The organism is Pseudomonas sp. CFBP 13711 (genome assembly GCF_014842265.1).
Classification (GTDB): Bacteria; Pseudomonadota; Gammaproteobacteria; order Pseudomonadales; family Pseudomonadaceae; genus Aquipseudomonas.
In genome coordinates this window covers 579,926-599,766 of record NZ_JACYVI010000001.1, presented here as the reverse complement: position 1 = coordinate 599,766, position 19,841 = coordinate 579,926, and the positions used below count along the sequence as shown (strand labels likewise).

Annotated in this window: 18 protein-coding genes; 8 read left to right on the top strand and 10 right to left on the bottom strand. The window is 60.5% G+C overall.

The genetic code is table 11. The features are described 5' to 3' along the window. Positions 1 to 64 precede the first annotated feature (64 nt). Positions 65 to 430 (top strand): hypothetical protein, encoded by a 366-nt coding sequence (locus IFT47_RS02705; protein ID WP_192170955.1) that lies wholly within the window; start codon positions 65 to 67, stop codon positions 428 to 430. Between the two features lie 596 nt (positions 431 to 1,026). Here the strand turns inward: IFT47_RS02705 and IFT47_RS02700 are convergent. Continuing rightward, positions 1,027 to 2,625, bottom strand: a complete 1,599-nt coding sequence (locus IFT47_RS02700; protein ID WP_192170956.1) for a glycoside hydrolase family 17 protein — start codon at positions 2,623 to 2,625, stop codon at positions 1,027 to 1,029. A gap of 361 nt (positions 2,626 to 2,986) precedes the next feature. On the opposite strand from IFT47_RS02700, the gene IFT47_RS02695 reads away from it, so the two are divergent. From IFT47_RS02695 to IFT47_RS02680, 4 genes are all read left to right on the top strand, one after another. Beyond that, positions 2,987 to 3,844: a glycine betaine ABC transporter substrate-binding protein gene (locus tag IFT47_RS02695; RefSeq protein ID WP_192170957.1), complete on the top strand. Its 858-nt coding sequence runs from the start codon at positions 2,987 to 2,989 to the stop codon at positions 3,842 to 3,844. A gap of 219 nt (positions 3,845 to 4,063) precedes the next feature. Next, positions 4,064 to 4,375: a DUF485 domain-containing protein gene (locus IFT47_RS02690; RefSeq protein ID WP_108122019.1), complete on the top strand. Its 312-nt coding sequence runs from the start codon at positions 4,064 to 4,066 to the stop codon at positions 4,373 to 4,375. Next, on the top strand, positions 4,372 to 6,030 hold the full coding sequence (locus tag IFT47_RS02685) for a cation acetate symporter (RefSeq protein WP_192170958.1): 1,659 nt from the start codon (positions 4,372 to 4,374) through the stop codon (positions 6,028 to 6,030). The genes IFT47_RS02690 and IFT47_RS02685 overlap by 4 nt, the downstream gene beginning before the upstream one ends. 527 nt (positions 6,031 to 6,557) lie before the next feature. Continuing rightward, complete coding sequence (locus IFT47_RS02680; protein WP_192170959.1) at positions 6,558 to 6,827, top strand: hypothetical protein; 270 nt, start codon at positions 6,558 to 6,560, stop codon at positions 6,825 to 6,827. Between the two features lie 558 nt (positions 6,828 to 7,385). Here the strand turns inward: IFT47_RS02680 and IFT47_RS02675 are convergent. Then, positions 7,386 to 7,544: a DUF3309 family protein gene (locus IFT47_RS02675; RefSeq protein ID WP_020290439.1), complete on the bottom strand. Its 159-nt coding sequence runs from the start codon at positions 7,542 to 7,544 to the stop codon at positions 7,386 to 7,388. Between the two features lie 448 nt (positions 7,545 to 7,992). Here IFT47_RS02675 and IFT47_RS02670 point away from each other — a divergent pair, with 448 nt between their 5' ends. The 3 genes from IFT47_RS02670 to csrA all read left to right on the top strand — a co-directional run bounded on the left by IFT47_RS02670 (position 7,993) and on the right by csrA (position 9,609). Then, entirely contained in the window at positions 7,993 to 8,805 is an 813-nt protein-coding gene (locus tag IFT47_RS02670) for an SDR family oxidoreductase (protein WP_192170960.1), read from the top strand. Positions 8,806 to 8,877: 72 nt separating this feature from the next. Next, on the top strand, positions 8,878 to 9,210 hold the full coding sequence (locus tag IFT47_RS02665) for a YnfA family protein (RefSeq protein ID WP_192170961.1): 333 nt from the start codon (positions 8,878 to 8,880) through the stop codon (positions 9,208 to 9,210). Between the two features lie 201 nt (positions 9,211 to 9,411). Next, positions 9,412 to 9,609 (top strand): carbon storage regulator CsrA, encoded by a 198-nt coding sequence (csrA, locus tag IFT47_RS02660; RefSeq protein WP_192170962.1) that lies wholly within the window; start codon positions 9,412 to 9,414, stop codon positions 9,607 to 9,609. 44 nt (positions 9,610 to 9,653) lie between these two features. Here the strand turns inward: csrA and IFT47_RS02655 are convergent, their stop codons facing one another. From IFT47_RS02655 to IFT47_RS02620, 8 genes are all read right to left on the bottom strand, one after another. Further along, the gene (locus IFT47_RS02655) at positions 9,654 to 9,884 is read right to left on the bottom strand and encodes a YheU family protein (RefSeq protein ID WP_065986890.1); all 231 of its coding nucleotides are present in this window, start codon (positions 9,882 to 9,884) and stop codon (positions 9,654 to 9,656) included. A gap of 64 nt (positions 9,885 to 9,948) precedes the next feature. Further along, positions 9,949 to 11,133 (bottom strand): osmoprotectant NAGGN system M42 family peptidase, encoded by a 1,185-nt coding sequence (locus IFT47_RS02650; RefSeq protein ID WP_192170963.1) that lies wholly within the window; start codon positions 11,131 to 11,133, stop codon positions 9,949 to 9,951. 127 nt (positions 11,134 to 11,260) lie between these two features. After that, positions 11,261 to 13,009 (bottom strand): N-acetylglutaminylglutamine synthetase, encoded by a 1,749-nt coding sequence (gene ngg / locus IFT47_RS02645; protein WP_192170964.1) that lies wholly within the window; start codon positions 13,007 to 13,009, stop codon positions 11,261 to 11,263. A gap of 3 nt (positions 13,010 to 13,012) precedes the next feature. Beyond that, positions 13,013 to 14,785, bottom strand: coding sequence for an N-acetylglutaminylglutamine amidotransferase (locus IFT47_RS02640; RefSeq protein WP_192170965.1), 1,773 nt, complete (start codon positions 14,783 to 14,785; stop codon positions 13,013 to 13,015). Between the two features lie 437 nt (positions 14,786 to 15,222). Further along, positions 15,223 to 15,450, bottom strand: a complete 228-nt coding sequence (locus IFT47_RS02635) for a hypothetical protein (protein WP_192170966.1) — start codon at positions 15,448 to 15,450, stop codon at positions 15,223 to 15,225. 136 nt (positions 15,451 to 15,586) lie between these two features. Further along, positions 15,587 to 16,669, bottom strand: coding sequence for a lipocalin-like domain-containing protein (locus IFT47_RS02630; protein WP_407073210.1), 1,083 nt, complete (start codon positions 16,667 to 16,669; stop codon positions 15,587 to 15,589). A gap of 4 nt (positions 16,670 to 16,673) precedes the next feature. Further along, positions 16,674 to 19,154, bottom strand: coding sequence for an ABC transporter permease (locus tag IFT47_RS02625; RefSeq protein ID WP_192170968.1), 2,481 nt, complete (start codon positions 19,152 to 19,154; stop codon positions 16,674 to 16,676). Position 19,155: 1 nt separating this feature from the next. Continuing rightward, positions 19,156 to 19,824, bottom strand: coding sequence for an ABC transporter ATP-binding protein (locus IFT47_RS02620; protein ID WP_192170969.1), 669 nt, complete (start codon positions 19,822 to 19,824; stop codon positions 19,156 to 19,158). Between the last annotated feature and the right edge of the window lie 17 nt (positions 19,825 to 19,841).

The following is a 19,841-nucleotide window of genomic DNA, read 5'->3' as shown; positions in this document are numbered from 1 at the left end:
GTATGGTTTTGCCCCGGCCGCTCCGGCTATGCTGCGCGCCGTTGGTCATTTTCTGGAGTGTATCGTGTCCCGTCGTCTGCCGTTGGTGGTGCTGTTTTTCGTTCTGGCGCTGTGGCTCGCCGTCAGTTACGGCTTGCGTTACGGCCTGATGGAAGACGTGCAATGGGTAGGAATCTGCGCGGACGAGGCGTCGAAATGGCAGTGCCAGTTGCGCTCGAACCTGGGCCTGTGGATTCACTTCGGCGTGTTCGGATGGGGCGCGCTGATCACATCGCTGATCGCGTTCTTTATTCCGCGTCAGGTTGGTCGAGCGCTTGCAGTGGTCGGCTTGCTGCTGGGGATATTGGCGCTGGTGCTGTACACGGCCAGCCTGGCAGTGTTCGCGGTGGTGATTGCCGGGTTGCGCCTGGTGCGTCGTCAACGGGCCTGACTTCACAACGGGCCCGGCTTCAAACGCCAGACGCCGGACAGCATAAAGGGGAGCCGAGGCTCCCCTTTAAATCGTTGCACGTGCTCTTTCTTATTGTTGTAGGGCGGTCTGTTGTTGTTATTGGCAACCGGTCCCTCTACAGCGTCTTTCGGTGATCCCCATACGGGATACAAGAGCAAACGTATTTTTTTGAGCGCTGACCTGCTTTGATTCCTCTTCTGCGAGAGGTGATCCAACCCGTTCTGGCCGCTACCTGAGGGTAGTTTTATTATTCTCGGTCGGGCTGCGAGGCCTAAGCCTCGGTAAAGCGTTTCTACTCCAAAAAAATCTGTTGGCTGCGTCTCTGTGCCGTTGTTCTTGTTATGTCAGAGCCGATTCATCTTATTTTTATTGGGTTTTCACATTTTGTTCTTGTTATGCAGGAGATATAGCAGGGTGCGTGCCAACTTTTGTAAACCCTTGCAAATCAATGGTTTGCGAAATCCGATCGTTTGGCCTCCCCGCGATGTAACGGAATTCTGTTTCCGTGTTACCCGCCTGCGGGCTTTTCAGTCCTTCGGCGGTAACACAATGTATCCGTCGCCCTGCACACTCGGTTACACAGCGTCGGCCATCGCCTGCGCATTGCTCGTTGCCTTCACCCGAGCGCTGATCTGCACGCTGCGCCACAGTGCCAGCGCCATCAACACACTCACTACCGCCCACGCCCACGCCTGGGGATTGCTCAAGCCCTCGCGAAACAGTTGCGGCACGATGCCCGCGCCGACGATGAACATCAGCAGGCCGATCTCCCGACGTGGTGCCGCCACCGGGCGGATCAGGTAGACCAGGGCGGGCACCCACAGCGTCGCGGTCGCGAAACTGCGGTAGCGCGGATCAAACACCATCGCCAGCATCATCACCGCCGCCGCGAAACCGCTGGCGTACAACCACCATCCGCCACGAGCGTCCAGCCAGGCAAACGCACGCTCGCGCCACCCTGCGCGGGCCGACAACGCCAGCGCCGCATGGGCGAGCACCAGCAGATTCAGCGTCACCAGCGCCGTCGCCCACAAGTATTCGCCGGCAAAGCGGCTGGTCACCCGGGCCAGTTCACCCCAGGTGCCGATGCAGCACCCGGCGAACGCCGCCAGCAACGGAAGCATCAGCGCGCTGCGTGCATGACTGACCCGACCCGCCCACGCCAGGGCCAGCAAGGCAATCGCGCCACTGACCGTCAGCCAGAATGGCCACAACGGCAGGTTCGACACCGGTCCGGCCAGCACGCCTTTGTCCTGGCGATCTGCATCGAACAGCCCCCAGTAACCGCCCACTGCACCTTCGGACTGGCGCTTCCACGGCTGGTCGAACGCCTCGATCAGGTTGTAGTGCCAGCCGTGTTGCTCGGCCATCGCGACGAAACTGCGAATGAATTTGGCCTCGTTGACCCGGCTGGGCAGCGCGGTTTCACGCTGGCGGCCTTCGCTGGGCCAGCCGGTTTCGCCGATGAGAATGTCCTTGGGTGCGAATTGCTTGCCGAACGTTTCACGGATCTGCGCGACGTGGGCCAGGGCCTCGTCGATGCCGGTGGGATCATCCTCCCAGTACGGCAGCAGATGGATCGTCAGGAAATCCACGGCAGGCGCGACTTCCGGGTATTGCAGCCAGTATTCCCAGACATCTGCATAGGTGACCGGCTGCTTGACCTGCGCTTTCACCTGACGAATCAGCGTGGCCAGTTGAACGCCGGTGACTTCCTTGCGCAACAGGCTCTCGTTACCGACGATCACCGCGGTCACCACATCCGGGTGGGTGTTCGCCGCCGTCACCAGCGCCTTGATTTCCTTGGCCGTGTCGACCGGATTGCCGTTGACCCAAGCGCCGAGCATCAGCTTGAGGCCGTACTTGCGGGCGATGTCGGGCAGCGCCTCCATGCCGGTCATTGAATAGGTGCGTACGCAGTCGAAGCGCGTCGCGAGGAGCGCCAGGTCAGCGTCCATCCGCGCGGGGCGCAGGGTGAAGGGCTGGTCGAACGGGGACTGGTCCTTGTCGAACGGCGTGTAGGACGCGCATTGCAGTTTGTGGGTCGGCGTGGCGGCGTCCGGCAGAATCACCGGCTTGCCCAGCCAGTACCAGTAGCCGCACAGGCCAAGCAGGGCAATCACACAGGAGAACAGATAAAGGAAGACGACAGGCGAGCGGGACGGTGCGGACATGATGGGGCCGAAGTGAGGCGAAGGGCGGCATATTAGCAAGATGGCGCGGCTACACACCTCATCCTGTCAGCGCTTTTGTAAACCATGCAATTTCCGGACGACTCGCTAGCCTCTTTACGACCTGTCTGTCGTTGATGGCGCGGTGATGTCGTTTACCGGGTGGCTGGGTGTCGCTGGCAGGAAAGGCACAAGGTGTGTGGGGGTTGATGATCAATCGTCCACGCAGCGATTGCGTCTGCGCAGGCACGTGGTGGAAGCGTGAAACGCGTGGCTTGCCCCGAACCAGGGCGCGAGTGCGACGTTATAAGAACGTTAACGATACCCGACCGCTGTCGGGTTCTGGACTACCGGGGAAGTGAAAATGACGATGCGAAAAATCCTGGGTGTCGGTGCCGCGCTGGCACTGGCCATCAGTTCCACGCTGGCCCATGCCGACGCCAAACCCGAGCTGAGCATCGGTTACGTCGATGGCTGGTCCGACAGTGTTGCAACCACCAACGTGGCCGCCGAGGTGATCAAGCAGAAACTGGGTTATCCGGTGAAGCTGCAGGCCGTTGCGGCCGGGATCATGTGGCAGGGCGTCGCGACCGGCAAACTGGACATGATGCTGTCTGCCTGGCTGCCCGTGACCCACGGCGAGTACTGGACCAAGAACAAGGACAAGGTCACCGACTACGGGCCTAACTTCAAGGACGCGAAAATCGGCCTGATCGTGCCTGAGTACGTGAAAGCCAACTCGGTGGCGGACCTCAAGACCGACGAATCCTTCAAGAAGAAAATCGTCGGCATCGACGCCGGTTCAGGCGTGATGATCAAGACTGATCAAGCGATCAAGGATTATGGCCTCGACGGTTACAAGCTGCAGGCCAGTTCTGGCGCCGGCATGATTGCCGAGCTGACCCGTGCCGAAAACAAGAAAGAATCTATCGCGGTGACCGGCTGGGTGCCGCACTGGATGTTCGCGAAGTGGAAACTGAAGTTCCTGGAAGACCCGAAGGGTGTTTACGGTGCGGCTGAAACCGTCGACAACATCGGCAGCCTGGATCTGGCGAAGAAGGCCCCGGACGTTGCGGATTTCCTGAAGAAATTCCAGTGGACCAGCAAGGATGAAATCGGCGAAGTCATGCTCGCCATCCAGGACGGCGCCAAGCCCGAAGCGGCGGCCAAGGACTGGGTCGCCAAGCACCCGGATCGCGTCAAGGAGTGGACCGGTAAGTAATCGGTCACAAAGATTTAACGTCTTACCGAACCGCTTGGCGAGCCATCGCCAGGCGGTTTTTTATTGCGGAAATGATTGGGGGCAATCAACTGCGCGCAAAAGAGGCAATCCTTCGAACATCAACTAATGTCGTTCTAATACTAAGGTCGTCTGGAGTGCATCGCAGAGCGGACTAAAGTGCAAACCGTGACATCCATCTGTGCTGCGAGGACAAAAACAATGAACGACAGCATTTACCTCTCGATTCAGAACAGCCCGCGCTTCAAGGAGCTGGTCTCGAAAAGGGAACGATTCGCCTGGATTCTCTCGGCAATCATGCTTGGGCTCTATGCCGCATTCATCCTTCTGATTGCGTATGGACCTCAGATTCTCGGCGCTAAACTCAGCGCCACATCAACCATCACTTGGGGTATGCCGATCGGCGTCGGGCTGATTGTGTCCGCGTTCGTTCTGACCGCCATCTATGTTCGCCGCGCAAACGGTGAATTCGATGACCTGAACAACGCCATTCTGAAGGAGGCGCAGCAATGATCCGGCGCCTGCTTGCGGCCTTTGGCCTTGCCGCTTTCGCGCCGACACTCTGGGCAGCCGAAGCGCTGACCGGTGCGGTGCAGAAGCAACCGTTGAACGTGTCGGCGATCATCATGTTTGTGGTCTTCGTCGGGTTCACCCTCTACATCACTTACTGGGCGTCGAAAAAGAACAAGACAGCGTCGGACTATTACTCGGCAGGCGGCAAGATCACCGGTTTCCAGAACGGTCTGGCCATTGCCGGTGACTACATGTCGGCGGCGTCATTCCTGGGGATTTCCGCGCTGGTCTACACCTCCGGCTACGACGGTCTGATCTACTCCATCGGCTTCCTCGTCGGCTGGCCGATCATCCTGTTCCTGATCGCCGAACGCCTGCGTAACCTGGGCAAGTACACCTTCGCTGACGTGGCGTCCTACCGCCTGAAGCAGAAGGAAATCCGTACCTTGTCCGCCTGCGGTTCGCTGGTGGTTGTGGCGTTCTACCTGATCGCGCAGATGGTCGGCGCCGGCAAGCTGATCCAGCTGCTGTTCGGTCTGGACTACGCGGTGGCGGTGGTGCTCGTCGGTATCCTGATGTGCCTGTACGTACTGTTCGGCGGCATGCTGGCGACCACGTGGGTACAGATCATCAAGGCGGTGATGCTGCTCTCCGGTGCGTCGTTCATGGCGTTGATGGTGATGAAGCACGTCAACTTCGACTTCAACGTGCTGTTCTCCGAAGCCGTGAAGGTTCACCCGAAAGGTGAGGCGATCATGAGCCCGGGCGGTCTGGTTAAAGATCCGATCTCGGCGTTTTCGCTGGGTCTGGCGCTGATGTTCGGCACCGCGGGCCTGCCACACATTCTGATGCGCTTTTTCACTGTGAGTGATGCGAAGGAAGCCCGTAAGTCGGTGCTCTACGCGACCGGTTTCATCGGCTACTTCTACATCCTGACCTTCATTATCGGCTTTGGCGCGATCCTCTTGGTCAGCACCAATCCGGCGTTCAAGGACGCGGCAGGCGCGCTGCTCGGTGGCAATAACATGGCAGCGGTTCACCTGGCCGACGCGGTCGGTGGCAGTCTGTTCCTGGGCTTCATCTCGGCGGTGGCGTTCGCGACCATCCTGGCGGTGGTGGCGGGTCTGACATTGGCCGGTGCATCGGCGGTGTCCCACGACTTGTATGCCAGTGTGATCAAGGCGGGCAAGGCCAACGAGAAAGACGAGATCCGTGTATCGAAGTACACCACGGTGGCGTTGGCGGTCGTGGCGATTCTGTTGGGTATCGCGTTCGAGAGTCAGAACATCGCGTTCATGGTGGGCCTGGCGTTCTCGATTGCGGCGAGCTGTAACTTCCCGGTGTTGTTGCTTTCGATGTACTGGAAAAATCTGACGACGCGTGGCGCGATGATCGGCGGCTGGATGGGGTTGATCAGTGCGGTGGTGTTGATGATTCTGGGCCCAACGATTTGGGTGCAGATTCTGCATCATGAGAAGGCGATTTTCCCGTACGAGTATCCGGCGTTGTTTTCGATTGCGATTGCGTTTGTCGGGATCTGGTTTTTCTCGATTACGGATAAGTCGAAGGCGGCGGAGGGTGAGCGTGCGTTGTTCTTCCCGCAGTTTGTGCGTTCGCAGACGGGCCTGGGGGCCAGTGGTGCGGTGTCGCATTGATTTGAGGTAGTGTTGTTGTGAAAACGCCCCGATCTCCGGGGCGTTTTTGTTTTAAAAGCGCTTAAGATCAAGATCAAGGGCGTCGGCCTAATGGCTCGACTGTTTCGCCTTCGGCGAGTTACTTGATAAAGCCCCAAGTAACCAAGGGCTTGTGCTCCTGGTTGGGCCCTTCCTTCACTCCGGTCTCGCTCCGTGGGCCCGCGCCGAACGGACATCCATGTCCTGACGGCGCTCTCGCCGCATCCATGCGGCTCGGCCCACTCCGCGAGACCTCCGTTCAGCCTGCACCCAAGTCGCGATTGGTGTCGTCTGAACTCTCTGCGTATGAAGATCAAGGTCACAAGCGCGTCCGGTGTAGGACCGGCTTTAGCCGGGAAGGGGCCAGTTCAGGCGCGGGTAAATCTGAGGCAGATGTCATTTTTGCGTTCGGAGCTAAAAAGATTGAACCGCTTTCAAGCCGCTTCGCCTAATGATCAGCGTGTGGAGATTCCCACAGGCCTTGTGCTAATACCGGCACTCTTTGAGAGGTGGTTAACGTGGCTAAAGACGACAAGAAAACCAAAGGTGAAGCTTCGAAGGCCAGCAAGGATTTGAAGGACAAAAAGTCCTCTCCGGAAAAGAAATCAGCGGCGGCCTCGGCGCTTTCGAAGTCTTCCGACAAGAAAGACGCGAAGAAAGACACCAAGAAAGCGGCTGAGCCAAAAAAAGCTGCAAAGAAAGCGAATAGCAAGCCAGAGAAGGCCAAGAAATCCGATAAGGCAGAAAAAGCCGACAAGCCTGCAAAAAAGAAAAAGTGATAACTGCACTCCGCTAGGGCTTTACGCCCTAGCTTCCTTAGAACGTCCTGTTCGATTGTTGTGAATCCTCACTCCCGCTTATCTCTTTAACGCCCAGTCGCAGCCGCCGACGGGTGAGCGCACGTTTAAATTTACGGTGTTCACGCCGGCCCCTTCCCGGCTAAAGCCGGTCCCACTAAAAAGCACCGCGGAGACCCTTGGGACCGGCTTCAGCCGGGAAGCTTTTGATCTGCTTTTGATCTTCAAACGCAAAAAGCCCAATCGCCGCCAATCGCGACTTGGGTGCAGGCTGAACGCAGGTCTCGCTCCGTGGGTCGAGCCGCATGGATGCGGCGAGAGCGCCGTCAGGACATGGATGTCCGTTCGGCGCGGGCCCACGGAGCGGGACCGGAGTGAAGGAACCCTGACGAAGGAAGGGCCCAACCAGGAGCACAAGCCCTTGGTTACTTGGGGCTTTATCAAGTAACTCGCCGAAGGCGAAACAGTTCTGCTCCAGCAGAACCGCTTCCATAAAAAAACCGCGCCTAAGCGCGGTTTTTTTATCGGTGGCCTTAGCAGTTAAATCCTGCCCAGCAACACCAATATCAGCAGGATCACCAGGATCGTACCGATGATGCCCGACGGACCGTAGCCCCAGCTCCGGGAGTGTGGAAATACCGGAAGTCCACCGACCAACAGCAGGATAAGGATGATGATCAGAATTGTGCCGATGCCCATGACGAGTTCCTTCTAGTGTTCTTGGAAGATGGCTGTGCAGTTCAAGAGGTTGCCACGACGGCTAATCATTGTGCTGCTTGATTGATCCGACTGTCGGACCAATCAAAAGGTTCTCAGCTGCCGAAATAAAAAATAACATCTTCAGGAAAGGCCGGGAAAATCATAGGCCTGCGTCTTTAACAAAAGTATTTTCCGCATTCAAATGCTGATTGGAAAAGCGCAAAAAGTACCTCGCCTAGTGTGGAACCAAGCGGTAACTAACCGGTCACCAAGTTTGATGTAACGCGCTTCTCGTTAATCATCCACCTGCCTAAATACATCCAAAAGAGTGCCGACCCATTCAAACCATCGGTTTGCCTCCCATATTCAGCGATCTGATGAAGGGTTTGTCGGACAATCTGTCTGTTTACACTCTAGTGACTTCTTAATAACCGACAAGGCGTCTGCTATGCACAATCGCATCATGATCACCGGCGCAGGGTCCGGGCTGGGACGCGAGATCGCGCTGCGCTGGGCGCGCGAGGGCTGGCAGCTAGCGCTGTCGGACGTCAGTGACAGCGGCCTTCAGGAAACCCTGCGCCTGGTGCGCGAAGTGGGAGGGGACGGTTTTATTCAGCGCTGTGATGTTCGCGACTACAGCCAGCTCACCGCATTCGCTCAGGCCTGCGAACAGAAATTCGGCGGCATCGATGTGATCGTCAACAATGCCGGCGTCGCTTCAGGCGGTTTCTTTGGCGAACTGTCCCTCGAGGATTGGGACTGGCAGATCGCGATCAACCTGATGGGCGTCGTCAAAGGCTGCAAGGCGTTTTTGCCGCTGCTGGAACAGAGCAAGGGCAAGATCATCAACATCGCCTCGATGGCCGCGTTGATGCAGGGCCCGGCGATGAGCAACTACAACGTCGCCAAGGCGGGCGTCGTTGCGCTGTCGGAGAGCCTGCTGATCGAGCTGCGCCAGCAGGAAATCGGCGTGCATGTGGTGTGTCCGTCGTTCTTCCAGACCAACTTGCTGGATTCCTTTCGTGGCCCCACGCCGGCGATGAAAGCCCAGGTCGGCAAGCTGCTGGAAAGCTCGCCCATCAGCGCAAAGGACATCGCCGATTACATCTATCAGCAGGTCGCCAGCGGCGAATTCATGATCCTGCCCCATGAACAAGGGCGAATGGCCTGGCAGCTCAAGCAGAAAAATCCCCAGTTGCTGTACGACGAGATGGCCAACATGGCGGAGAAGATGCGCGCCAAGGCGAAGTCCGGAAGCTGAGTCAATCGTTCGCCACGGGTCTTTTCTGATAGGGTTGCCGGCACTTTCCGGCTGACCTGGACGAGGCTCATCGTGCTCAATTACCTGTGGTTCTTCCTCGCTGCGCTGTTCGAGATCGCCGGGTGTTATGCCTTCTGGATGTGGCTGCGCCAGGGCAAGAGCGCGTTGTGGGTGATTCCCGCGTTGATCAGCCTGACGCTGTTCGCCGTGCTGTTGACCCGGGTCGAAGCCACTTACGCCGGACGCGCCTACGCGGCGTACGGCGGCATCTACATCATCGCTTCCATTGCCTGGCTGGGCGTTATCGAACGTGTTCGCCCGTTGACGTCGGACTGGATCGGCGTCGGCCTCTGCGTCATCGGCGCCACCATCGTTCTGTTCGGCCCGCGCTGGTCTGCCGCCTGATTTTCCGTGTTTTAGGACCAAACTGACGTCTGCCGGACCTTTCGCTGACGTGCAGGCCGGAAATGCCCGGGCGCGTAGGAAGCGTCTGTCAGCCATGGTCTTGAAGGGTTGAAGGGCGTTACTGATTTTGCTCTGGCGCATTGAAGCGCCGGGACCTGAGCGTCAACCTGCTTCCTCGGTTACAGCCAAGGAGCAGGACGTATGCTGGTATTGACGCGAGAAATCGGCGACACCTTCAACATTGGCGATGACATCACCCTGAGGGTGCTGGGCATCTCCGGCAATGAGGTGCGCCTGGGAATTGATGCACCGCAAAGCGTCAGAATTCATCGGGCAGAAGTTATTCGACGAATCGCCTCACGACTGCAGAACCTGGCCAACCGGGGGCCGGGCAGGTAAGTCCACCTTAGTCGCCATCCAGACCCGGTTGTGGGCGCAGGGGCCTATTCCTCGAAATATTCCTTGGGCACTTCGTGCTTGAGCATCAGCTGACATTGCTGGCTGTCCATGTCGAAGAAAATCACCGCCTGACCCTTGCTCAACGCATGGCGTACCCGCAACACGCGGGTTTCAAGGGGGGTGTCATCGCCATTGTCAGTGCCATCGCGGGTCACGAAGTCCTCGATCAGGCGCGTCAGGGTGTCGGCTTCGAGTTGGTCGTAAGGGATCAGCATACATTTCTCGGCAATCACAAAAAGTACACGGGGCGGCGATGCTATCGCGCCCCGTACGGGCAGGCTATCGCTGCCCCACCAACGTATCCACCGATGGCACGCGCGTGTCGCTTTCCATCTGCGCGTCGTGCTCCAGCTGATGGCTGAAATTCTCCAGCGACGCGTTGGACGGGTGCGCATCGCTGGCGAATACCGGCGGGCTCATGATGTAGGCGGTGAGCAGACGGCTCAGGGTGCTCAGGCTGTCGATGTGCGTGCGCTCATAGCCATGGGTCGCATCGCAGCCGAACGCCAGCAGGGCCGTGCGCGTGTCATAACCGGCAGTGATCGCCGAATGCGCGTCGCTGTAGTAATAGCGGAACAGGTCGCGGCGCACGGACAAGTCGTTTTGCACACCCAGGTGCAGCAGGTGCCGCGACAGATGATAGTCATAGGGACCGCCGGAATCCTGCATCGCCACGCTGACCGCGTGTTCGCTTGAATGCTGGCCGGGCGCAACGGGCGCGATGTCGATACCGACGAACTCGCTCACGTCCCACGGCAGGCTGCCTGCAGCACCGCTGCCGGTTTCTTCGGTAATGGTGAACAGCGGGTGGCAATCGATCAGGGGCTCGACGCCGCTGTCGACGATGGCTTTGAGCGCGGCGAGCAGGGCGGCCACGCCAGCTTTGTCGTCCAGATGGCGAGCGCTGATGTGCCCGCTGTCGGTGAACTCGGGCAGCGGGTCGAACGCCACGAAATCGCCGATGTTGATGCCCACCGATTCGCAGTCCGCGCGGGTGGCGCTGTAGGCGTCCAGGCGCACTTCAACGTGGTCCCAGCTGATGGGCATGGTGTCGACGGCGGTATTGAACGCATGCCCCGACGCCATCAACGGCAGCACGCTGCCGCGAATCACGCCGGTGTCGGTGAACACGCTGACGCGGCTGCCTTCGGCAAAGCGACTGGACCAGCAACCCACCGGGGCCAGGCCCAGTCGGCCGTTGTCTTTCACTTCACGAACGCTGGCACCGATGGTGTCCAGGTGCGCGGAAACGGCACGATCGGGGCTGTTCTGTTTGCCTTTCAACGTGGCGCGGATGGTGCCGCGACGGGTCAGTTCGAACGGAATGCCCAGTTCTTCAAGCCGCTCGGCGACGTAGCGCACGATGGTGTCGGTAAAACCGGTGGGGCTCGGGATCGCGAGCATTTCCAGCAGGACTTTCTGCAGGTAATTCAGATCCGGTTCAAGGATGTTTGCAGTCGTCATAGGGACCTCAATGTGTGGCGCAGATTAAGCTGAGAGCGGACTCGCTCGCGGGACGGGTCTGGTGTCGACGAATTCGTCGTCCGGCCAGACCTGTCGCGGGCAGGCTCAGGGCTACAGCGGTTGCGCCTTAGCCATGTGCAGGCTGGCTGTGGGGAAACAACAGATCGACGAAACGCTCGGCCGTCGGTTGTGGCTCGTGATTGGCCAGGCCGCAGCGCTCGTTCGCTTCGATGAACACATACTCCGGCTGATCGGCGGCGGGCACCATCAGGTCCAGACCCACCACCGGGATGTCGAGGGCGCGGGCGGCACGTACGGCGGCGTCTTTCAGCACCGGGTGAAGAATCGCGGTGACGTCTTCCAGGCAGCCGCCGGTGTGCAGGTTCGCGGTGCGGCGCACGGCCAGACGCTGATCGGCCGGTAACACGCTTTCGAAGCTGAAACCCGCGTCCTCTACGGTGCGGTGAGTTTCGTCGTCCACGGGAATCTTGCTCTCGCCGCCCGTGGCTGCAGAGCGACGGCGACTTTGCGCCTCGATCAGCTGACCCACGGTGTGACGGCCATCGCCGATGATCTCGGCAGGACGGCGGATGGCCGCAGCGACGACCTCAAATCCAATCACGACGATGCGCAAGTCGAGCCCTTCGTGGAAGCTTTCGAGCAGCACACGGCTGTCGAACTGGCGAGCACGCTCGACCGCCGCCTGGACATCTTCGATCGTACGAAGGTCCACGGCCACGCCCTGACCCTGTTCGCCATCGACCGGCTTGACCACGACGCGCTGGTGTTCTTCGAGAAACGCCAGGTTGTCGTCGCCGTTACCCGCCAGTTGCTGCACCGGCACTTCCAGCCCCGCCGCCTTCAGCGTCTTCTGGGTCATGCGCTTGTCCTGGCACAGCGTCATGCTGACGGCGGTGGTCAGGTCGCTCAACGACTCACGGCAGCGCACCCGGCGGCTGCCATGAATCAGCGTGAACAGTCCGGCCTCGGCATCATCTACTTGCACCTCGATGCCGCGACGATGGGCTTCTTCGACAATGATGCGCGCGTACGGGTTGAAGTCTGCCTGGGGGCCGGGTCCGAGAAACAACTTCTCGTTGATGCCGTTTTTTCGCTTGATGGCAAAGGTTGGCAGATTGCGGAAGCCCAGCTTGGCGTACAGGCTTTTTGCTTGTTCGTTGTCGTGCAGCACCGACAGATCAAGGTACGCCAGACCCCGGCTCTGGAAGTGCTCGACCAGATGACGCACCAGCACTTCGCCGACGCCAGGCCGTGTGCATTGCGGATCAACCGCCAGGCACCACAGGCTGCTGCCGTTTTCGGGATCGTTGAACGCCTTTTGGTGATTCAGGCCCATGACGCTGCCGATCACGGCGTTGGTGGTCTCGTCTTCAGCAATCCAGTAGACCGGGCCGCCTTGGTGCCGAGGCGTCAGCAGGGCAGGGTCAATGGGCAACATGCCACGGGCGATGTACAAATTGTTGATCGCGGTCCAGTCACCTTCGCTTTGCGCTCGGCGAATCCTGAAGCCACGAAACACCCGCTGGGCCGGGCGGTAATCGCTGAACCACAGGCGCAGCGTGTCTGACGGATCGAGAAACAATTGTTGCGGCGATTGCGCCAGCACCTGTTGCGGTGCGGCGACATACAAGGCGATGTCGCGCTCGCCCTGCTTTTCGTTGAGCAACTCTTGCGCGAGGGTTGCCGGGTCAGGGTAGGTATGGCCAATCAGCAGCCGTCCCCAGCCGCAATGCAGAGCCAGCGGTTCTGTCTCAGGCGTGCTGCCGTCTTCGGCAAGGCGAGCCTGCAAGCGCTCGTACGACGGCGCCTGGCCGCGCAACAAACGCTGGTTATGAATCGAAGCGTTGGCTTTCATCGGTCAGAGTCCTTGTTCGCTGAGCCACAGGTTCAGCGCTGCGAGCTGCCACAGCTTGGAGCCGCGCAGGGGCGTCAGTTGACCCTGTGGATCGGTGAGCAGTTTGTCGAGCATGACCGGGTTGAACAGGCCACGGTCCTGGCTTGGATCGAGCAGCAGATCGCGGACCCAGTTCAGCGTATCGCCTTCCAGATGCTTGAGGCCCGGCACCGGGAAATAACCTTTCTTGCGATCAATGACTTCGGACGGGATCACCAGTCGCGCGGCTTCCTTGAGCACCTGCTTGCCGCCGTCCGGCAACTTGAAGCGGCCCGGGACCCGAGCCGACAGCTCGACCAGTCGATAGTCGAGGAACGGGGTGCGTGCTTCGAGGCCCCAGGCCATGGTCATGTTGTCGACGCGTTTGACCGGGTCATCCACCAGCATGACCGTGCTGTCCAGTCGCAGGGCTTTGTCCACGGCGGCATCAGCGCCCGGCATCGCGAAATGCTCGCGCACGAAATCACCGGCCGCGTCATTCGCCGTCAGCCATTTCGGCGTGACGGTCTCGGCGTATTCGGCGTAACTGCGGTCGAAGAACGCATCGCGGTAGGCGGCGTATGGGTCACTGGCGCCGTCCACTTGCGGGTACCAGTGATAACCGGCGAACAACTCGTCCGCGCCCTGACCGCTCTGAACCACCTTGCAGTGCTTGGCCACTTCGCGGGACAGCAGATAAAAGGCGATGCAGTCGTGGCTGACCATCGGCTCGCTCATTGCACGGAAGGCGGCGGGCAGTTGCTCGATGATTTCGCTTTCCTTGATGCGCAGTTGATGGTGGTTGGTGCCGTAGTGTTTGGCGATCAGGTCCGAATACTGGAACTCGTCGCCGCGTTCGCCGCCGGCATCCTGAAAGCCGATGGAGAAAGTCGACAGATCTTTCACGCCCACTTCACGCAGCAGACCGACCAGCATGCTCGAGTCAACGCCGCCGGACAGCAGCACCCCAACGTCCACCGCAGCGCGTTGACGAATGGCAACGGCTTCGCGCGTGCTGTCGAGCACACGGTCGCGCCAGTCTTCGAGGGTCAGATTTGCTTCGTCGGCACGCGGGCCATAGGGCAGGGTCCACCAGACTTTCTGCTCGACCTTGCCTTCGGCGCTCACGCGCATCCACGACGCCGGCGGCAGTTTTTCCACACCGGCCAGCAACGTGCGCGGCGCAGGCACCACGGCGTGGAAGTTCAGGTAATGATTGAGCGCGACCGGGTCGAGCATCGGGCTGATGTCGCCGCCTTTGAGCAACGCGGGCAGCGCGGACGCAAAACGCAGGCGCTTATCGGTGCGCGACAGGTACAGCGGCTTGACGCCGAGACGGTCGCGGGCGATGAACAGGCTTCTGTTGTCGCGCTCCCAGATGGCGAACGCGAACATGCCGTTGAGCTTGGGCAGCATGTCAGCGCCCCAGGCATGGTAGCCCTTGAGCAGCACTTCGGTGTCGCCGCCGGAGTGGAACTGGTAGCCAAGGCTTTCGAGCTCGGCACGCAGTTCCGGGAAGTTGTAAATCGCGCCGTTGAAGGCCAGGGACAGGCCCAGGTGGCTGTCGATCATCGGCTGCGCCGAGCCGTCCGACAGGTCCATGATTTTCAATCGACGGTGGCCGAGGGCAATCGGCCCCTGGCTGTGAAACCCCCACGCATCCGGGCCGCGAGCCGCGAGATGATGGGTGATACGTTCTACTGCGGCGAGATCCGCAGGTTGATTGTCAAAGCGTAGTTCGCCAGCTAATCCGCACATCTGTCCTAAACCCTTTATGTTTTCGGCGTGTTTGGCGTTACTGGGATTGCGCGGCGATAGATGCCGGGTTCATTCCGGGCATCAGGCGCATGATTGCGTACATATGGCGCGTGTCGTACATCCTGCGCTGTCTAATCCCGAGCCTGCGCAATGCACTCAGCCAGTAACGATTCGGCCCTGTCCCGGCGCGGATATACAGCCCTGACACGAGCCCGCTTCCTATCGGCGCGAACACGTCATCAGGGCGCGCTGCCGTCAGCGGCCTAGCTTTATCGAGTACCAGCAGGCGTGGATCGTTCAATAAAAAAACATTGCAAGGGAGGGAGGTGTGGCCGGGTTTACAATCACCGACGACGTTTTTCGTGGGGTGTCGACTCGCTCATAGGTGCAAGAGGCGCTGCCCACGTGATGCCTGGGAAGCGCATATCTCGCCCGAGTCAACGCGAGCGGTTGGCGATCCGTAAAGCCGCGGTTTTGATGTACCTCACCGAGTTGGCGAGGTTACCGGCGTGACTTTCGAGGAGCATGAGGTCCTCTTGTCGACACACAACTCTCTGAGCCTTCAGGTAGATGGCATGACCTTCGAGAAATTGCGACAGAGAGTCAAAGTAAGCCGCCGAATCTTCGAGATCCGACTGCATATCTTTCAAGCTTAATGTAGACATCGAGGCTCCAGACGCTATTGAAGCAGGCGTCCTGGCCTGACGGGGTTGGGGTATCGGGTTCACTGTCCGATGCTTTGTTTATCGGCAGCCATCAGGAAACTTTAGATGATTATTAGGGTCTGGCGCCGGCGGCGTGTCAGTAGCCCGTCATCTCCAGATACCCCACACCCTCATGGCTACCGCTCAGGGTGACCGGCCCCTCCCAATAAGGAATCTGCAGGTTCATCCACGCCTGGGGGTTAAGCGCTTCGACCGCGATATCCACGGCCCTCGACGGGATTTTCACCGACCAGCGTGTGGGCATGTCGCGGCCTTCAACGTCAGTAGTGTCTTCCGGGACCAGTTCGATATCTTTCGCTGCCAATTGCTCGGTGCTGCCATCGGCGTTGATCCATGTCCCGGTCAGGTACGGCTCGCCGTCCTTTTGCCGCATGCGATAGAGCATGACTTCGTTGCCATCACCCAGATGCAGCGAGAACCAGTCCCAGCCCGTTTGATTATCCGTGAGCGGCTGGCTGCTCCACTCCCGGTCCAGCCACGCGGGCCCGGACACCTGATAGGTTTTGCCGTCGATTTCGAGGCTGCCGTCCGCCTGAAAAAACGGCTGGCTGTAGTAGTACGACGCCCGACCCTGCTCGGACTTCTGACTGAAGCCCTGTTTGCCTTGCAGCACCAACGGCTTCGTGGCTTTCAGGTGCAGGCGATAGTTGAACTGCGGACTGCCGGCCTGCAACTGCATGTCCGCCAGCGGGTCATCGTTGGCAGACTGGCTGGTGAAGGACCAGTCATCTATCCAGGCTGCGAACGGTGCCAGCGTCACCCCGGCCTGCTGCACGCCGCCTCGGGCGTAGCGTTCCGCTGCGAAATGATCGTCCTGGGACGTCACGGCGGCGTGGCCCATCCACAGATTGCGGTTATTCCAGCCAGACCCATCGCCTTGCAGCCCTTTCGCGCGGGGGAGGGCATTGCGAAATAGGGTCCATTGCACGCCGAACGACTGGCCGTCGGCATCCTTGAGGTTGGCGGTGACGTACCACCACTCGATGCGGAAATCATCGTGGGGGCCATGATCGTCGGGAAACACGAAGCGCTTGTCCGGCGTTACCTGTGCGTAACTTGAGGCGTCGTCGGCAAGGCCTGCGAAGCCTTTTTCTTCCTCGGGTTTGTCGTCGCAGCCGCTAAGCAGGGTGACGAGCAACAGGCCAACGAGCAGCGGCAGGGCTTTAACCTTCATTGGCGAAAGTCCTCAGCAAATCAGCAGGGCGGGTGCGGTACAAACGGTAGAGCGGCCATGCCGAGGCCAGCAGTGTGGCGAGCATTGCCAGCAGCGTCAGGCGCAACAGCTGCATCGGGAACACCTGCAGCGGCAGGCGCCAACCGAAGGCTTGCACGTTGATCACTGCGTCCAGACACCACGCCAGTAACAGCCCCAGCGGAATTGCCAGCACCAGCGTCAGCACCGCCAGGAGCCACGTCTGCGCCAGATTGAGCAACATCAATTGGCGCCGCGTCACGCCCAGCGCCCACAGCGGCGCCAGTTGTGCGAGGCGGCTCTGGCTCTGGGTGAGGAGACTGATGAACAGCGCGACGCCGGCCACCATCAAGGTCAGGCTGTTCAACGCGGCCGTGGCGGCGAAGGTGCGTTCGAAGACCTGCTGCGACCAGGCTTTGAGCTGAATCTGATCGACGATGCGGTTGTCGTCGATGGTGAATTTGTTGTGCAGCACCCTCAGCAGTTGCGGGATGGCGTGGGGATCGATGCGCAGATTGAAACGGTTGGGCGTCAGCTGCGGCCAGTGCTTGAGCAGGTGGTCGGCGTTCACCAGCATGTGGCCCTTGGGATTGCCGTAATCGGCATAAATGCCAACGACCCGCAGCGGCCACGGCCCGTCCGGCGCCGGCAGTTTCACTTCATCGCCAACGCTGACGTCCAGACGGCGGGCCAGTTGTTCGCTGAGCATCAGCGTGTCTTCCTGCGCCAGTTGCTTCCAGGCATCGCCGCTCGCCGATTCCAGCAGCGGCCAATGCTGGCGATAGTGCGGATGGTCGATGACGCCATACAGCTCGGCCGGCCAGCCATGCAGCTGCAGCGACACCTGCCAGTTGGGCAGCACCGCCGAGGTCAGCGGTTGCTGACTCAACCACTGCTGCAACGGCGCGGCCTGGGCGGGATTCTGCGGATTGATGTACAGCTCGGCGCTAAGGCGTTGCTCCAGCCAGTGGGTGAACGTCTGGCGGAACCCCGACGTCATGCTACCCGCGCCGATGTTTGCTGCCATCGCCAGAAGTAAGGCCATGAGCGCTAGGCTCAGGGCCGGCAATTGTTGTCGGCAGTCAGCGAGAAACCACTGACCCAGCACCGAACGGCTCCTGCCCAACAGTGCGTTGAGCAGCAGGTTGAGCAGCACCGGAAGGCCCAGCGCCGCACTCAATAACAGGCTGGCCATCAACACGAAGCCCAGCGCCAGGCTGTCGCCAAACAGCGCGGCCGATACTGCAATCAACGCCGAAATCCCGGCAACCCAGCCCTGGCGTCGCAGCCATTTGGCGTGGGTTTCGTGCCATGCCTGGGCATTGGCCAGCGCCAGCAAGGGCAGACGCGCCGCGCGCAGCAGGCTGCTGGCGCCCGCGAGAAACGCGCCGAGCAGACTGACGCCCAATCCACTCAGCCACCACCAGATGCTCAGGTTCAGGTGGCCCGCGACTTCAGCGCCGTACAGCCCGCGCAGACTCGCCGCAACATCGGGCAACAGCGCGCTCGCCAGCCAGTAGCCACTGATGACGCCGGCGATGCCGCCGAGCAAGGCCAGCACCCCAAGCTCGACCACCAGACTCACCATCAACCCACGTGCGCTGACCCCGCAGGCACGCAGATTGCGCAGCAGCCCACGACGCTGTTCCAGCGCGAGACCAATGGCCGCGTGCACGATGAACAGCCCGACTACGAACGAGAGAAAACCCAGCGCGTCGAGGTTCAGGTGGAAGCTCTCGGTGAGCCTGCCCAGGTCGTTGTCTTCGCCGCTTTTGCGCAGCACCAGTTCGCCGTTCAGCTCGGCCGGCAGGGGAGGAGCGTTTTCGGCAAAATCCTTGGGCAGCACCAGCCGCGAGATCTGATTGGGCTGGTTGAGCAGTTGCTGGGCGAAACCGATGTCCATGAGCAGTACACCCGGCGCCATGTCGGTTTTCCCGCGCAGTGGCGGCAGCACCTTGCCGGAGTCGATGACCGGCTGCTGGCCTTCATGAAGACCGAGGGCCGCGAGGGTCTGCGGCGAAATCCAGGTGGTGCCGGGAGGGGTGAAGAAGTCGACGATCTGCGCGGTGTCCAGCGATTGCCCCGCCAGCGCGGTGTTCACCGGCAGTGAGACTGGCTCGATGCCGAGCACGGTCAGGCGCTGCTCCGGCGCTTCCTTCAGGGTGACGCGCCCGCGGAGTGCGGGGGAGACCGGCCATCCCGCCCGGCGCAAGGTCACGAACAGGTCCTGGGAAAAGTTGGCGCCGTTGGGCGAGACCAGGATCTTCTGCGGCTCGCCACCGATCATCTGACTGGCTTTGGCGTAGCTTTCACGGGCCTGACTGTTCAGCGCCTGTACGCCGGTCAGCAGGCTGGTCGCCAGCCACAGGCCGGTCAGCACGCTGAAAAACTGCACGGGATGGCGCCGCCAGTGGCTCAGCAGCGCTTTCAACGTCCAGTAGAAGACAGACATCTCAGCGTTCGCCTTCGCTGACCAGCCGACCCAGATGCAGCACGGCCTGACGCTGCAATCGTGCCGCCACCCTCGGGCTGTGGGTCACCATCAACAGGCTGGTCGTGCTGTCGGCGAGGAGGTGCAGCAACAGTTGCAGCACTTCATCGCTGGTGGCTTCGTCGAGGTTGCCAGTGGGTTCGTCAGCGAGCAGCAGGGCCGGGCGAGACGCGAGAGCCCGGCCAATCGCAACGCGCTGCTGCTGGCCGCCGGAAAGCTGTTCGGGGTAGCGCTTGAGCAGCGCGCCCAAACCCAGCCGCTCGGTGAGTTCGGTCTGCCATTCGGGCTGGTAGCGCCCGGCCAGACGCGCCTGGAACGCCAGGTTGTCTTCGACCTTCAGGCTCCCGATCAGGTTGAACTGCTGGAACACCAGGCCGACTTCCGTACGCCGCCAGTTGGCCAACTGCGCTTCGTTCATCTGGTCGAGACGCTGCCCGGCGACCTCGATGCTGCCCTTGTCCACGTGGTCCAGACCGGCCACCAGATGCAGCAGCGTGCTCTTGCCGCTGCCGGACTCACCCATCAACGCCAGACTGCCGCCCTGATCCAGTTGCAGGTCCGCGCCACGCAAAACGGCCAATGGGCCCTGGGCCGTGGCATAGCTTTTGAACACACCCTGGACTTGCAGCATCGACACGCACCTGAATG